The 13,412-nt window shown below is 43.1% G+C and carries 12 protein-coding genes; 7 read left to right on the top strand and 5 right to left on the bottom strand.

Annotation, left to right across the window (positions count from 1 at the left end; all coding sequences use genetic code 11):
* Positions 1 to 167: 167 nt before the first annotated feature.
* Both AC5JM2_RS34340 and AC5JM2_RS34335 read left to right on the top strand, forming a co-directional pair.
* Complete coding sequence (locus AC5JM2_RS34340) at positions 168 to 722, top strand: Npun_F5560 family protein (protein WP_495840444.1); 555 nt, start codon at positions 168 to 170, stop codon at positions 720 to 722.
* Positions 715 to 1,482 carry a hypothetical protein gene (locus AC5JM2_RS34335; protein WP_495840442.1) on the top strand — a complete coding sequence of 256 codons (768 nt, stop codon included), beginning with the start codon at positions 715 to 717 and terminating at the stop codon, positions 1,480 to 1,482. The genes AC5JM2_RS34340 and AC5JM2_RS34335 overlap by 8 nt, the downstream gene beginning before the upstream one ends.
* Here the strand turns inward: AC5JM2_RS34335 and AC5JM2_RS34330 are convergent.
* Positions 1,469 to 1,822 (bottom strand): STAS domain-containing protein, encoded by a 354-nt coding sequence (locus AC5JM2_RS34330; protein ID WP_495840440.1) that lies wholly within the window; start codon positions 1,820 to 1,822, stop codon positions 1,469 to 1,471. The genes AC5JM2_RS34335 and AC5JM2_RS34330 overlap by 14 nt on opposite strands.
* A 456-nt stretch (positions 1,823 to 2,278) precedes the next feature.
* On the opposite strand from AC5JM2_RS34330, the gene AC5JM2_RS34325 reads away from it, so the two are divergent.
* Positions 2,279 to 2,911 carry a DedA family protein gene (locus tag AC5JM2_RS34325; protein ID WP_495840438.1) on the top strand — a complete coding sequence of 211 codons (633 nt, stop codon included), beginning with the start codon at positions 2,279 to 2,281 and terminating at the stop codon, positions 2,909 to 2,911.
* 500 nt (positions 2,912 to 3,411) lie between these two features.
* Here AC5JM2_RS34325 and AC5JM2_RS34320 read toward each other — a convergent pair whose 3' ends face one another.
* Entirely contained in the window at positions 3,412 to 5,688 is a 2,277-nt protein-coding gene (locus AC5JM2_RS34320) for a hybrid sensor histidine kinase/response regulator (protein ID WP_495840436.1), read from the bottom strand.
* 424 nt (positions 5,689 to 6,112) lie between these two features.
* Here AC5JM2_RS34320 and AC5JM2_RS34315 point away from each other — a divergent pair, with 424 nt between their 5' ends.
* Positions 6,113 to 7,087, top strand: coding sequence for a cysteine synthase A (locus tag AC5JM2_RS34315; RefSeq protein ID WP_495840434.1), 975 nt, complete (start codon positions 6,113 to 6,115; stop codon positions 7,085 to 7,087).
* Between the two features lie 697 nt (positions 7,088 to 7,784).
* Here the strand turns inward: AC5JM2_RS34315 and trmB are convergent.
* Together trmB and AC5JM2_RS34305 are read right to left on the bottom strand one after the other, a co-directional pair.
* Entirely contained in the window at positions 7,785 to 8,423 is a 639-nt protein-coding gene (trmB, locus tag AC5JM2_RS34310) for a tRNA (guanosine(46)-N7)-methyltransferase TrmB (protein ID WP_495840432.1), read from the bottom strand.
* Positions 8,424 to 8,485: 62 nt separating this feature from the next.
* Complete coding sequence (locus tag AC5JM2_RS34305; protein WP_495840430.1) at positions 8,486 to 9,193, bottom strand: PadR family transcriptional regulator; 708 nt, start codon at positions 9,191 to 9,193, stop codon at positions 8,486 to 8,488.
* A gap of 279 nt (positions 9,194 to 9,472) precedes the next feature.
* On the opposite strand from AC5JM2_RS34305, the gene AC5JM2_RS34300 reads away from it, so the two are divergent.
* Complete coding sequence (locus AC5JM2_RS34300) at positions 9,473 to 10,573, top strand: metallophosphoesterase family protein (RefSeq protein ID WP_495840428.1); 1,101 nt, start codon at positions 9,473 to 9,475, stop codon at positions 10,571 to 10,573.
* Between the two features lie 17 nt (positions 10,574 to 10,590).
* On the opposite strand, the gene AC5JM2_RS34295 is transcribed toward AC5JM2_RS34300, so the two are convergent.
* On the bottom strand, positions 10,591 to 11,817 hold the full coding sequence (locus AC5JM2_RS34295) for an FIST signal transduction protein (protein ID WP_495840426.1): 1,227 nt from the start codon (positions 11,815 to 11,817) through the stop codon (positions 10,591 to 10,593).
* A gap of 364 nt (positions 11,818 to 12,181) precedes the next feature.
* On the opposite strand from AC5JM2_RS34295, the gene AC5JM2_RS34290 reads away from it, so the two are divergent.
* Positions 12,182 to 12,406 (top strand): Calvin cycle protein CP12, encoded by a 225-nt coding sequence (locus AC5JM2_RS34290; protein WP_495840424.1) that lies wholly within the window; start codon positions 12,182 to 12,184, stop codon positions 12,404 to 12,406.
* Positions 12,407 to 12,699: 293 nt separating this feature from the next.
* A complete protein-coding gene (locus AC5JM2_RS34285; protein WP_495840423.1) occupies positions 12,700 to 13,296 on the top strand; it encodes a DUF3177 family protein in 597 nt (198 codons plus the stop codon).
* The last annotated feature ends 116 nt before the right edge of the window (positions 13,297 to 13,412 follow it).

The following is a 13,412-nucleotide window of genomic DNA, read 5'->3' as shown; positions in this document are numbered from 1 at the left end:
GTATAATAGTTAGCGCCTCAAGCTACCGTATAGACAAATCAGATGAAGCAGATTTTACAAAAAAATCTCGCTAATTTTACTTATAAAAATATGTCAATTGACAAATGTCTAATTGCCGCAGTAGTAGATGAAAAACGAAAAGTTCTGAATGGGAGCTGTAAGCCACTGTGAGTCAAAATGATACCTCTATTCAAGACCTGTATGCAGAAGCCTCGAACCTACGCCAAGAATTGCAGTTTCGGGATCAGCTAGTACAACAACTGTCTCAAGAACTCTTCCGACTGGTTAAGGGCAACACTAACTTTATGCCCCAAAGCGAAATGTCTGAGCGTGATCAAACTCAGCTGCAAGAATTACGAGAACAATTACAAGCTGTAGAGCAGCAAGTGAGTTTTTATCAAGAGCAAATCTCAGCGCGTGACGCTGAGATTTATCAACTGCGGCAGTCCGTGCAAGAATTGAGCGATCGCAGTCGGATGCTTGAGCAAGTTGTACAAGAGTTGCCTCAAATCTATCGTCGTAAATTTGAGGAGCGCATGACTCCTGTTAGAGAAAAAGTAGCAATTCTACAACGCGAGAATCGCCAACTCCAGGCAGAACTTCAGAGTGTAAGTTACCGTCTGGCGCTGAAAACCCGTACCGATTCTCACGGTGGGATAGATTTGCCAAATTTTCCTCGGGTAGCCTCCCCTCAAAATAATATCTCTACAAGCAATGCGTAAAGTCTTAGTAGTAATCGAATCCGATGGGAGAGAAATCATACAATCTCCCACCGTAAGCAGGATGTTATCTGCAATAGAGATGGCGATTGCTGAAGACGGGACGCAAGCAACCTCCGTACAAGTGGTTGCGGTGAATAATCTGACTTCTATTGACCAACGACTGGGATTCCAGCCCTGGGATTTACAAACGTCTTCCGAATTGCAGGAGATTATTTATTGCCCTTTAACCCTCTGTTTGCCTGAAAATCTGGTAGTGCCGTTTGAAGGAATTATTAAAGCTTGTCGGGATATTCCTGGGTTACGTCACAAATTAGCACAACACATGCAAGTAGCCATTGGCGATGGTAGTTATTGGTTGCCAGTGGTTCTGACGGCTTATGGACCTCTGTATGGTGAGGCTATTACTTTAGCAGAGGAATTCAATGGAGAAAAATTACCAGATAATTTACTGGCGTCTGACTTAACTTATTACCAACCTCTACATTTATCAGATGTGTTGCGTCAAAGCTTGTATTACATGGCACATAATCTCCTGCAATTTTTATTAGCACCACCGGCTACATATTTGATACAGTTTGGACTGAAAAAAAGTGAAATTTATTTTGACCGTCTTTGGCCATTTCCCACTGCACCTGCTTTGAGTAGCGTTGGTGTTCAAAAGCCAGATTTATTCACCTGCCATTGGTATTGCCTTACAGCCAAGCCGCTACTCGACTTGAATATCATTCCCATCGCCCAATCTGGTTTCAAGCGACTGTAACTAAACTTTTTTCTTGAATAACGGTGAAAATGTCTTCGTAATTGTGAAAGATTTCAAATACTGAATCTAGCTGAGTCAGTTCCAAAACTAACCTAACGGGATCTTGAACATTGCAAAGAACGAAGCGACAACCACTTTGACGTGCCAACTTTAAGCTTTTGACTAGGGAAACTAAGCCAGAACTATCCATGAAATCAACTTTGACTAGGTCAATAACCCAGAGTTGATTACGCTGAGGAACTATGGCGGACATTTTTTCGCTAAGAGCGATACCACCCTGTAAGTCTATACGTCCTTCGGGTTTAAACAAAACAACTTGACAATTTGATGTGATAGTCATGAATCTTACTGGGTAGTTGAAACATTGTTACAAAAAATGCAGAAAACAGACACAACTGCTGATCTTCTCTTAACCGTAAAAAATGCTGCTTAATTCAGTTTCCTGGAAACTCGCAGCGATTGGGTTAAGACAGAGAATTTCAGTATTTATGCCGTATAATTTGTCCTGACTTTACCCAATATAGGCATAACCATATGATAATTTCGGTAACAACCGTATCTTTTACCAAATTTTTACAATTTCCTCATGAAAATATAAATTTTATATAAAAAGAAATTGTTTAAGGCTAGTAAGTGTACGGATGTGGTATTTTAAGCAGCAAGAGTCAAAAATCAATAGCAACTATTAATTTTTGACTCTGGATTCGGAATTTTGTAGAACGACGCAATTGACACCTAGCCCACAAAAGAGTCAACATAGAATAAAAGTAAAAATTTGTAAAGATAACGGAGCTGGATGTCTCTTGAATTTATATCACTAGAAAACATCCAGAAAGTTGCTCATGAATATGGATATTGGGCAATTTTTTTGGGAATATTGTTGGAGAATTTAGGGATTCCTCTTCCAGGTGAAACCGTCACTTTGGTTGGGGGCTTTCTTGCTGGCAGTAAGGAACTTAGTTACTGGCTAGTTCTGGGTGACGCCATTTCAGGTGCTGTTATGGGAGGTATCTGTGGTTATTGGATTGGTAGAACTGGCGGCTGGTCTTTGCTTGTGCGCCTAGGTAGATTGTTTAGGGTTTCTGAAGCTAGACTTTTGATTATAAGAGAACAATTTAGCGAGAATGCTTCTAAAGCAGTGTTTTTTGGACGTTTTCTAGCTTTGCTGCGAATTTTTGCCGCACCACTTGCTGGAATTGTTGAGATGTCCTTTGGCAAATTCATGATATACAACCTCGCAGGATCGATCGCCTGGGCTAGTGTTATGGTGACACTTGCTTTCTTTGCTGGAAGAATCATTTCCCTGGAACAATTAGTTACTTGGGTTAGTCAATTTGCAATTTTAGCATTGCTGATTCTAGCTGCTGTGATTGCTGTGCCCATATGGTTGGAGTCGCGGCAAAAGGAAGGTGAGGAGATAGGGAGATGAGGAGCCACTGCCTTGGGGAGCGTAAGCTCCACAAGGAAACCCTCCGTAGGTGAGTAGTATCGGCTCCGTCCTTGTAGCAAGTGGTGTACCAGGCTGCGTTGCTGTGAGGCAGTGCGTTGGGGAGGCAGTGCGTTGGGCGGCTATGCCGACTTGAAGCATGTGCCGTCGGGTTTCCCGACTTGTAGACGCCGGAGGCGATGAGGGGGTCGCAGTCTTGGACGCCACTTGCTTCAAGCCGGGAAACCCGTCCAACGCAGTGGCTCCGCTTCCCGTCGATTGCGAACCCCCGCTCTATGGCGTTCCGCCACGCCTTACGGCTATCGCAGCGTGACCGAAGGTCATCCCCGGAGGGCTTCCCGCTTTCTTAGCAACTGCCGAACCCGTCCGGGATAGATGCAACTCTACACCGACGTTTCCCGCTCTCCTCAACTGGATTCTCGTTAGGCGTTGGGTTGGCTTCGTGCATGCAAATTACTGTGGAGTTGTTGAGTTTTCTCTTCTTATTCCAAAAGACTAGATATTGCACCCATTAAATCTACAGGGTTAACTGGCTTGGGCAAGAAAATGTGAAATCCTGCCTCCAGTGCTTCAAGTTTGTCTTCTTCTCTGCTATAAGCAGTGAGTGCAACAGCGGGAATTCTCTGGGTTTGCCCCACCTCCTTGAGCCTGACTTGACGAATCAAAGCATGACCACTCGTTTGTGGCATTCCAATGTCACTAATGAGTACATCAAATTTGAAGTCTTTCATAACTTGTAAAGCTGCATTGGCGGATGGAACAGCGACCACCTTTGCGCCTGCACCTTGCAAAATTTCTTCGAGTAGTTCCAAATTATCAGTATCATCATCGACCAGAAGGATTTGTACGTCATTTAGGTGTGAGTGATCAGAAGTTATTTCACGAGTGACTTTTCGCTGTTGTGTATTCACTTCTACAAGTGGCAGCTTGACAGTAAAGGTTGCTCCTTTTGCTTTTCCTTGACTTTCTGCTGTAACTCTACCCCCGTGCAATTCCACGAGATGCCGAACAATCGCTAATCCCAAACCAAGTCCATTATTGGAACGTGTCATTGTGCTATCAGCTTGACGAAAGTGTTCAAACACATAAGGTAGAAACTCAGAATTGATGCCCTCACCAGTATCGCTGACTTGAATGACTGCCCAGAAGCCAGTGTGTTGCCAAGAGTTGTTTGAGCCGAAGTTTACTCCGCTCAGAACCTCGGAAGGTTCTGAGCCTTGAGCAGCCACTGTGTTGGAGTGAAGCAGCCCTGCAGGTGGATATTCCGCCCTAGGGGACTGTGTTCGCGTAGGGTATTTGGAGGAAATCCCAAGGGAGCTTGGAAGCAAGCACCCCGAAGCCCCCCAACCCTTAGGAATGGAAAGCCCCAAGTCTTTTAACTCCAACTTTAGTCGGTTCAAGTCGCGGAATTCATCTAGGCTGCCTCCTTCGTCGGAAGCCTCAAGCTCTCGGTTGTCGTAAGTGGCATAGGATTCTTGTTGTTGAGTTTTGAGTGGTGAGTCACAAGAGTTTGACTCAGCGCTAATTGACAGCCTCACTTTCACTCGTCCTTCCACTGGGGTGAACTTTATTGCATTGGAAAGTAAATTCCAAACAATTTGATACAAGCGATTTTCATCTCCCATCACTACCGCGACTGAGCACTCTTGTACGGATTCCAAAGTAATGGATTTTTCTTCTGCTGATAACTTTATAGTATTGAGCGCGTTCTCAATCACACTGACTAAATTGATAGGAGATATAGATAGCTGCATTTGCCCTCGCATTAAGCGAGAAGTATCAAGAATATCATCAATTAACTGGTTCTGTTGAAGGGCACTGCGTTCAATAATTTCTAAACTATGATTTCTAGTTGCTTCATCAAAGTTGCGGCTACGTAATAACTGTGCCCAACCTAAAATTGCGTTTAAAGGAGTGCGAAGTTCGTGGGAAACAATCGCAAGAAATTCATCTTTTAAGCGATTTGCTCGCTCCAGTTCTTCTTCCCGCTGCTTGCGCTCAGTGATGTCCAACACCACTCCAATCATGCGCATAAGCTGACCTGTATTATCATAAAAAAAATTACCTTTACCTAAGATCCAATGAACGCTTCCATCAGACCAAAGAACGCGAAATTCATTCTTGTAGTCTGTTTTTGCATTCATGGCAGAAGTAACAGCTTCAGAAACTTGTTCTCTGTCTTCTGGATGAACGCAGGAAAGAAATCCTTCATAACTTCCTAGAAAGCTTCCTGATGGTAAACCAAATAATTTTTCATGATTTTTAGACCAAATTACTTGATTTGTTGGTACGTTCCAGTCCCAAGTGCCCAGATGAGCAGCTTCCATTGCCAGGTCTAAACGCTCTTCACTGATTCGTAATTGCTCAACAGCAACAGCATACTCGTCAAGTGATGTCTGCTTTTCTAAACTTTCCCTAATTGCAATCACAAGCAGATCTGGCTTTCCCTTTAAGACATAATCACTTAGCCCAGACTTTATCCCTAAGACAGCAATTTCTTCGTTGCCGCTATCAGTGTACATAATCACAGGACAGTTTGGATATTTAGTTTTAATGGTTTTTAAAACCTCTAAGCCATTAGTCCACTGTAGAGAGTAGTCAGTAATTGCAATATCAAAATCACCTACTGCTAGCGCTTCCTCAAAACTCTTAGCATGAATAATTGAGGTAACTTCTATGGAAGAAAACTCTTGCTTGAGTTGCTGTGTTATCGACAAGTGCACATCAAACTTGTTATCGATTAGGAGTATGCGAAGCATGATATTTGCTATCTACAAGACTTAGCTTAGAAACTTAAATGTAAATTTTCGTTGACTAGCGAGGTATCACCCCCTTTTATATCATCTCCTGTAAGATATCCATAAATATGGGCTAAGATTGAAGATATCAACAATTTTTTTACCAGTACTTACACGTATAATAACTGCCCTCTTGTCTCCTAAATTGTGACAAATGTAAAAAAACGTGAGAAGAATGTTTATAAAAATTTCAGCATGGTACAGCTGCTGTACTTTAGCTTAGGATTAACAGTAGACTGCAGTGACTGATTGACGTTTGAAAATTTTTGAATGTGTAGGGCTAAAGTCTGAATCTTAGAACAAAGACCTCTCTAAAATCAGTATAGGGTCAACAAGGTCTCACGCCTGATGACCAAAAGTATAGTCTCCACCAAGAAGTTTAAACATGGATATCAGAAACGGCTTTGTAGATACTGTAGGTCAAACACCACTTATTCGTTTAAACAGCTTTAGTGACGAAACTGGGTGTGAAATTCTTGGTAAAGCAGAATTTCTCAACCCTGGTGGTTCCGTGAAAGATAGGGCAGCACTTTATATTATTCAAGATGCCGAAGAAAAAGGTTTACTAAAACCTGGTGGCACAGTCGTAGAAGGAACAGCTGGTAATACCGGCATTGGATTGGCACATATATGCAACGCCAAAGGTTATAAATGCCTGATTATAATTCCTGACACTCAATCCCAAGAGAAAATGGATGCTTTGAGGGCATTAGGTGCAGAAGTTCGCCCTGTGTCAGCTGTACCCTATAAAGACCCCAACAATTATGTCAAACTCTCTGGTAGAGTAGCTGGCGAAATGGAAAATGCTATTTGGGCAAATCAGTTTGATAACTTAGCAAACCGCCACGCCCATTACGAAACCACAGGGCCAGAAATTTGGGCACAAACAGATGGTAAAGTTGACGCTTGGGTCGCTTCAACAGGCACTGGTGGAACTTTTGCTGGTGTAGCAATGTATTTGAAAGAAAAAAATCCAGCAATTAAGTGTGTTGTAGCTGACCCAAAAGGCAGCGGACTTTACAGCTACATTAAAACAGGCGAAATCAATATTGAAGGTAATTCTATTACTGAAGGCATTGGCAATAGTCGTATCACCGCCAATATGGAAGGCGCGCCTAGTGATGACGCTGTCCAGATTGATGACAACGAAGCTATAAAGGTTGTTTATCAGTTACTACGGAAAGATGGCTTATTCATGGGTGGTTCTACAGGTATAAATGTCGCAGCAGCTGTTGCTTTAGCAAAACAAATGGGACCAGGACACACTATTGTTACTATCTTATGTGACAGCGGTTCCCGTTACCAGTCACGCATCTTCAACCATGAATGGTTAGAATCAAAAGGTCTTTCTCCAAATTAGTCAGCCTCTGGGGAGGAATTGTAAGATTAGTCAACAACCCAGGTCTAAAGACACTGGGCTTCTAGCCTAAGACTTTGACTACAGTTGACCAGACTAAGTTTTTAATTGAACTACGTTAACGGCAAGAGTTAAAGACCTACCAAGGGATGCGAAGCTAGTTCCTTGCTCTAGAACTGAAGGATTAAACAGATTTATTGGGTTAAGTCAGTGTCTTTCAGAAAGTACCGACCGTTAACATTGTCGAAGCTAACTTTACTCCCGCAAGGGAAGGCTCTACGGAGCAAAACCGTTATGCGTACAGGGCGAACAAATTGGAATGGTAACTGTCCCATTGAAAGTGTATTACAAAAGCACACCAATTTAAGTAACCCCAAGGCGGTAATGGAACAAGGCGACTAAAGTCGCTCGTGTCGTTTTCCTCTCAGGTCTAAAGACTCTGAGTTTCCCACCTACCGCAAGGTTCTATGAAAATTAAATACAATTTCTTTACACCCAAATTGGGGATGATCAAATTCTGGGTCAAAAGCAACCACTGATTCAGGCGATGTGCGTAGCGTCAAGCGTTCGGCTTATCCAAGCACTCTAAAATTGCGGTGGCGCTACACACTACCGCAATTTCGAGTTAATCAGTGGGCAAGTCAAAACCATCTGTGCACCCTAAGTGAGACGTATTACCAAATCAAGAACTTCTCCCCGTTCATCTCACTTTTTCAAACAAAGCACGATAAACAGGTTCACCCTTGTTGATTGTCCCTATCTCTCGTTCTGTGGAAACTGGTAGCGGATTTTGGGCTAGCCATTCTCCTGTACCAAGTCTTTGAATAGCGGGATGATTTGTAAAGCGATCGCACATCTCCATCGCCACAAACTCAATATCCGATTGCAAAAATACAATACCCCCAGGTACTATAAATTCTGCCAGTTCTGCAACTAATTCTGGTTGGACGACTCGCCGTTTTGCATGGCGGTTTTTAAACCAGGGGTCGGGAAATTGAATTGTGACGCGTTGTAGACTTTCTTTAGGTAAGGAAGAGAAAAGCGATCGCAATGAGTTATTCACATTGCAAAACACATAATGGAGATTTGTCAGTCCCAACTCATCCCGCCACTTATTCGCTTCCACTACCAAAGGTTCCCGAATTTCTAAACCTAGAAAATTCCAGTCTGGTTCAATTTTCGCCATACTTAACAAAAAGCGCCCTCGTGCAGATCCAATATCCAGATGTAGCGGTGCTTTTGGCTTGGCGTAAACTTTTTCCCAGTCTAGGGGATTGATCAGTGTTTGATACTTTTGCGCAAGCGGATTAACGTGTTGACGGACTCTAACAAATGCCAAAATTGACTCTCCTTTTCACCAAACCCAATATCTGTCAATCAAAAACAATCAAAAAAATACGGTTATTCCTGATTGTCTCTTAAGCTGTCGGGTTCTGTAAGGATGCGCCGCACCTCATTTTGGGAGTGTTCAATCACTTCGCGGACACGACGGACTGTCTTTTGATCATCTCGGTTCAGGGCATTTCGTAAGCCGCCCCATACTGTCCGCATCAAGTGTTCTAATTCGTCCTCCAGAAAACCGATTTCGGCTCGAATGGCGTCAGATGTCTTAGGTTCAGTAAATCGCGCCCAAAAAGCTTCCACTTCCTGCGCGTGAACCTCCAACTCGGTTCGACCAGTATCGGTTAGATGATAGACGCGCCGCGCGGCTTCTTGATCGGCACGCACCAGCCCCATATCTTCTAGATATTGCAGGGTTGGATAGACTGTGCCAGGGCTAGGGGCGTACTGTCCAGACGATCGCTCTTCCAGCGCTTTGATAATCTCATACCCGTGTTTGGGTTCGTCGCGCAGTGCGTCAAGAAGTAGGTAACGCGCCTCACCACGCCGGACTTTGCCCTCTCCTCTTCTGGGAGGTCCTCCTCTGCCTCTGCGTCCGCCTTCTCCTCTGTGAGGATGGTGTCCGTGTCTGTGCTCATCATGTTCGCCCTCTGGATTGGGAGGTCCTCCTCTGCCTCTGCGTCCACCTTCTCCTCTGTGAGGATGGTGTCCGTGTCTGTGCTCATCATGTTCGCCCTGTGGCTCATGTAATCTTATTCGGTCATGCATAGGATAATTTTCTTTTTTGTTCAACATATCTTATTTGTATCGCGATATATCGCTAACGTCAAGTATGTTGGTTAGCTGCAACAAAATTAGTTAGACAAACCAGAAAAATCGCCAATATTTCGCTCAAATTCTGCCTTTTTCTTGATCAACAAGAAAAATTGACAGATTTTATGTACAAATGTTAAGCGAGATCACTGGCAAGCAGCGTGGCAAAGCAAGGGTTATACTCTTTCTAAAAAGAGTTTTTTACACCCTACTTTTGAGATTGTCATAAAATCAATGATTTCAAATTTTCGCTTTGCTGTAGTTAGCGACTTACACCTTGCGCTTCCCCATACAATCTGGAATCATCCCAGTCGTTTTCATTTGGTGGAAGTTAGCATCCCCGCCTTTGAAAGTGTACTAGAACATTTAACACAACTTAATATAGATTTTCTTTTGCTTCCAGGAGATTTAACCCAGCACGGCGAACCAGAAAATCATGCTTGGTTGCAAGAACGCTTAGCACAGCTTCCCTTTCCTAGTTATGTTGTTCCTGGTAATCATGATGTTCCTGTTGTAAAGGCGAATGAGCAATCCATTGCGATCTCAGATTTTCCGCACTATTACCGCAAGTTTGGCTACGAGGATACTGACCAACTTTACTACACTTGTCAGTTACTGCCAGGTGTTAGGCTTATCGGTTTGAATTCTAACTGTTTTGACGACGAAGGACAGCAGATAGGACGGTTAGATACTCAACAGCTACAGTGGTTAGAAGAAGTTTTAGCTGGGACTGGTGATGAATTTGTCTTAGTCATGGTGCATCACAATGTTGTTGAACACCTGCCTAATCAATCACGCCACCCAATGGCAAATCGCTATATGTTAGGAAATGCAACAGAACTATTACAAATCCTAAAGCGGTACGGCGTTCGGCTGGTGTTCACAGGACACTTGCACGTTCAAGATGTTGCTTATGAGGATGGTGTATACGATATAACAACAGGTTCTTTAGTCAGCTATCCTCATCCTTACCGGATATTAGAGTGCCACCAGGATAATTACGGTAATGCATGGTTGCAAATTTTATCGCATAGAGTACAATCAGTTCCTGATTTCCCGAACTTGCAACAGACATCTAAGAAGTGGATGGGCGATCGCAGTTTTCCCTTTCTCGTCAAGTTCCTCACTCTGCCTCCCTTAAACCTGCCAATGTCCCAGGCAACAGAATTAGCTCCCAGCTTACGCGAGTTTTGGGCAGATATGGCGAATGGAGATGCTGTGTTTGATTATCCCAACTTTCCACCAGAACTGCGTCGCTACTTTGAGAAATATGGTGCTGTAGCCCCTAGCGGAACCCCATCCTTTATTGATAACAACACTACATTGTTACTTTAGTGGACAAGGAAAAATCTCTAACTTATTCCTGAGTCTTTGATCGCACGGCAAATTCCAAAAACAGAGGTATAATTGTGTAGCAAAGTACTGCCACCCACAGGACCGATTTCACCGCCACAAAAGAAGCCGGCTATTGGAATATCTTTGAGATAACGCCTAAAAAGCTCAGAATCAAAATTAGGTTTTTGGTAGAGTCCTTCACCACGTCCCACACAGGAAAACATCAGGGCACCAACTGCAGACGGTTGTGCAACTTGTTTTGTGTAATAACTTTCTAAGAGAAATTCCAAGTCTTCAGCAGAAGTTTGAGCGTCGCGTAGGTGAAATTGTAGGCGTTGTCCTGGTCGAATATAGTCTGCGATCGCAATTGCCCCGGCTGTTGGATCGACTCCGAGGATGCTACGAATCAAAAAGTCTCCCTGGTGCAAATCTTGCTTGAATCCATCCATCGCCAACCCAACAAATAAAGAATGTTGTGCCAGGATTCGGTCTTCTTCACTTAAGTTGGCAATCAGATCTCGCAAGATAAGCAGTGGTATTCGTTCATCCAGTTCCAGGATGATATTGCGATCGCTTTTTGTAACTTGGTGCAGTTTCCCAATCGGTCGGCATCCTTGTGCCACAATAGTTTCCAAGACAATATTACCACTCAAAGCGACGCCAATTGTCCCTTCAGTATACACTTTGTCATTGTAAAATAAGGCGATACGACCTCCCAAACCGGCTCCACTTGCTTGTCCTCCCACTGTCACCGACCCAGGATAAGCAAAGTCTATCCCTTGTAGTAAATCGTTAATTCCAGATGAGAACGAGCCAGACAGCAATATAAACTGTGGCGCTGGTGTTGATGGCATACCGATCAAATCAATCCAATCATCTGGCGGGCTATCTAAATCAGGTAATTCTTCAGGAACAATATGAAAACCTTTTACACTTACTTCGGGCAGATGCGCTAAGGTCAAACTGAGGGCAGGTTCTGCTTCCAACTCTTCGGTTTGTCCGCGCCCAGTTGTCCCAATAACACCACCACCGCTACAACCAATAAGCACAGGTACAGAAAGTCGCTCAGCAAGTAAGGGTAAAAGCCGAGAATACTCACTTGTAAAAGCAGACGAAATGAATACCAGCCCTAAATCAGCAGGTGCTGTTAACGACGAGACAGCTTGTTGTACCACATCTGCAACAGCTGCTTCCAAAGAAGGACGGGTTGATAAAGCGTTTGCCCACTGTATTTGGTCTGCCATGAGTTTTCCATTCTTTTTTTTGAGGCTAATCGGTTTTTATTTTTATCCTATCAAGAACCGACGAGAAGACTCCTGCTAGACTCATAGTAGTGCTTCGCACGAGCCATAGCTTAGGCGATGTGGTGAACTGCCGACCAAAATAAATTGTATAATTTATCTTTATAGCCAAAATCCAAAATCTTAAAAGATAAAGACGAATAAAAAACCATTAATACGGTTTACTGTAATAGTTATGGAGTACATTCCCTCACTTACTGGTGAGACAACTTTTGGTCAACAACAGTAAAATGGGAAGCATAGTGCAAAAACTGTCATTTTTGAATTTTTTCTATACTTGTATTGAAAACACAACAAGACTAGGAACATGAGCAACATACAAGAGACAATCGAACAAGAACGTGAACAAGCTCGTGCTACCTGCGATACCTCAGGTAGTAACTCTGCTGAGTGCGCTGCCGCTTGGGATGCAGTAGAAGAACTACAAGCCGAAGCTGCCCACCAAAAGTCTAATCAAAAAACCAAAAACTCTCTTGAAAGGTACTGTGATGATAATCCAGATGCAGATGAGTGCAGAATTTACGATGATTAAAAACTGATTCGTCCAGCACTTTATTTATGGTACGTTTGCAAGTAATCAGAATCAGTTTACTGGCTATCTTGCATTTTAAATACCTCGTTGTACAAAATCTCACTTCAAACCCATTCCATTTTCTGTAGAAAATTGGAAATGTGCGTAGGGGGTGAGATTTTCTTTTTATCCCTCATCTAGATAAAGGGTTGGGAATGGCTGTTTCTTTCTAAAGAAAAAAGTACAAGGCTAATGAGTAATATCATATACTTATTGACTATTCACTATAATTGTTGATTTCTCATAAAAAAATTATGAATAATGAACTCTGGTTTCGTCCGTTTGTCTGGATGGACTACCGATTAGCAGTATTATTCGCGGTAATTATCCCCATTATTCTGCTAATTTGGGCATATGTAGAAAAAGCCGAAGCGATACAACGTTTGCTCACGATTTACTGGCGAGTCGCGAGTTTATTGGCAATCACCATCTACTTAATGATTGCTGGCTTTGGAGTGAGTTTTATCTCAGGGCTGATGGGTCTGATTCTGATTCCTATTTCTCTGTGGTTCTGGGTGGATCTCAACGATGAAATTGAATATCTGTCAAATGGACCTTTAAAGCTGCTTTTTACCTCCTGGCGCTGGGCTACGACGGTGTATTGTATTTTGAGCGCAATTGCCTTTATACCTTTTGTGGGTTGTGCTTTTTCCTCAAGCGCGATGGCAACTCCTTATTGTCGCGTTTGGCTTGAAGCTCCATTACTATTTAAAGATTATTTCCATCCCAACTCCAAACCTGGCTTTCTCGGCTTTCTGGGTATCGTTGGTTTAATTATTTATGTGCTTTACTTAAGTTACTTCGTTGTCGTTAAACTAGGTAAGCAGGGACGCTCAGCAACACCGCAGTAGTTCTGAGTAAACACAGGGGTGTAGGGGGATCACGGGAAAAAGGTGTTTCTTTCATTCGTAGCGGGTGCTGCGCTGCCTATAGGGCTACTCTTCAGAAACATTAATAGACACGTCAT

The sequence above is a fragment of the Brasilonema angustatum genome, from assembly GCF_059505445.1.
This window is presented reverse-complemented; position numbering and strand designations above follow the sequence as displayed.

Excerpts from the sequence above, each read along its gene's own strand:
- AC5JM2_RS34315 (WP_495840434.1), top strand. The coding sequence starts at position 6,113 with ATGGATATCAGAAACGGCTTTGTAGATACTGTAGGTCAAACACCACTT.
- AC5JM2_RS34335 (WP_495840442.1), top strand. The coding sequence starts at position 715 with ATGCGTAAAGTCTTAGTAGTAATCGAATCCGATGGGAGAGAAATCATA.
- AC5JM2_RS34290 (WP_495840424.1), top strand. The coding sequence starts at position 12,182 with ATGAGCAACATACAAGAGACAATCGAACAAGAACGTGAACAAGCTCGT.
- AC5JM2_RS34305 (WP_495840430.1), bottom strand. The coding sequence starts at position 9,193 with ATGCATGACCGAATAAGATTACATGAGCCACAGGGCGAACATGATGAG.
- AC5JM2_RS34325 (WP_495840438.1), top strand. The coding sequence starts at position 2,279 with ATGTCTCTTGAATTTATATCACTAGAAAACATCCAGAAAGTTGCTCAT.
- AC5JM2_RS34330 (WP_495840440.1), bottom strand. The coding sequence starts at position 1,822 with ATGACTATCACATCAAATTGTCAAGTTGTTTTGTTTAAACCCGAAGGA.
- AC5JM2_RS34300 (WP_495840428.1), top strand. The coding sequence starts at position 9,473 with ATGATTTCAAATTTTCGCTTTGCTGTAGTTAGCGACTTACACCTTGCG.
- AC5JM2_RS34295 (WP_495840426.1), bottom strand. The coding sequence starts at position 11,817 with ATGGCAGACCAAATACAGTGGGCAAACGCTTTATCAACCCGTCCTTCT.
- AC5JM2_RS34320 (WP_495840436.1), bottom strand. The coding sequence starts at position 5,688 with ATGCTTCGCATACTCCTAATCGATAACAAGTTTGATGTGCACTTGTCG.
- AC5JM2_RS34285 (WP_495840423.1), top strand. The coding sequence starts at position 12,700 with ATGAATAATGAACTCTGGTTTCGTCCGTTTGTCTGGATGGACTACCGA.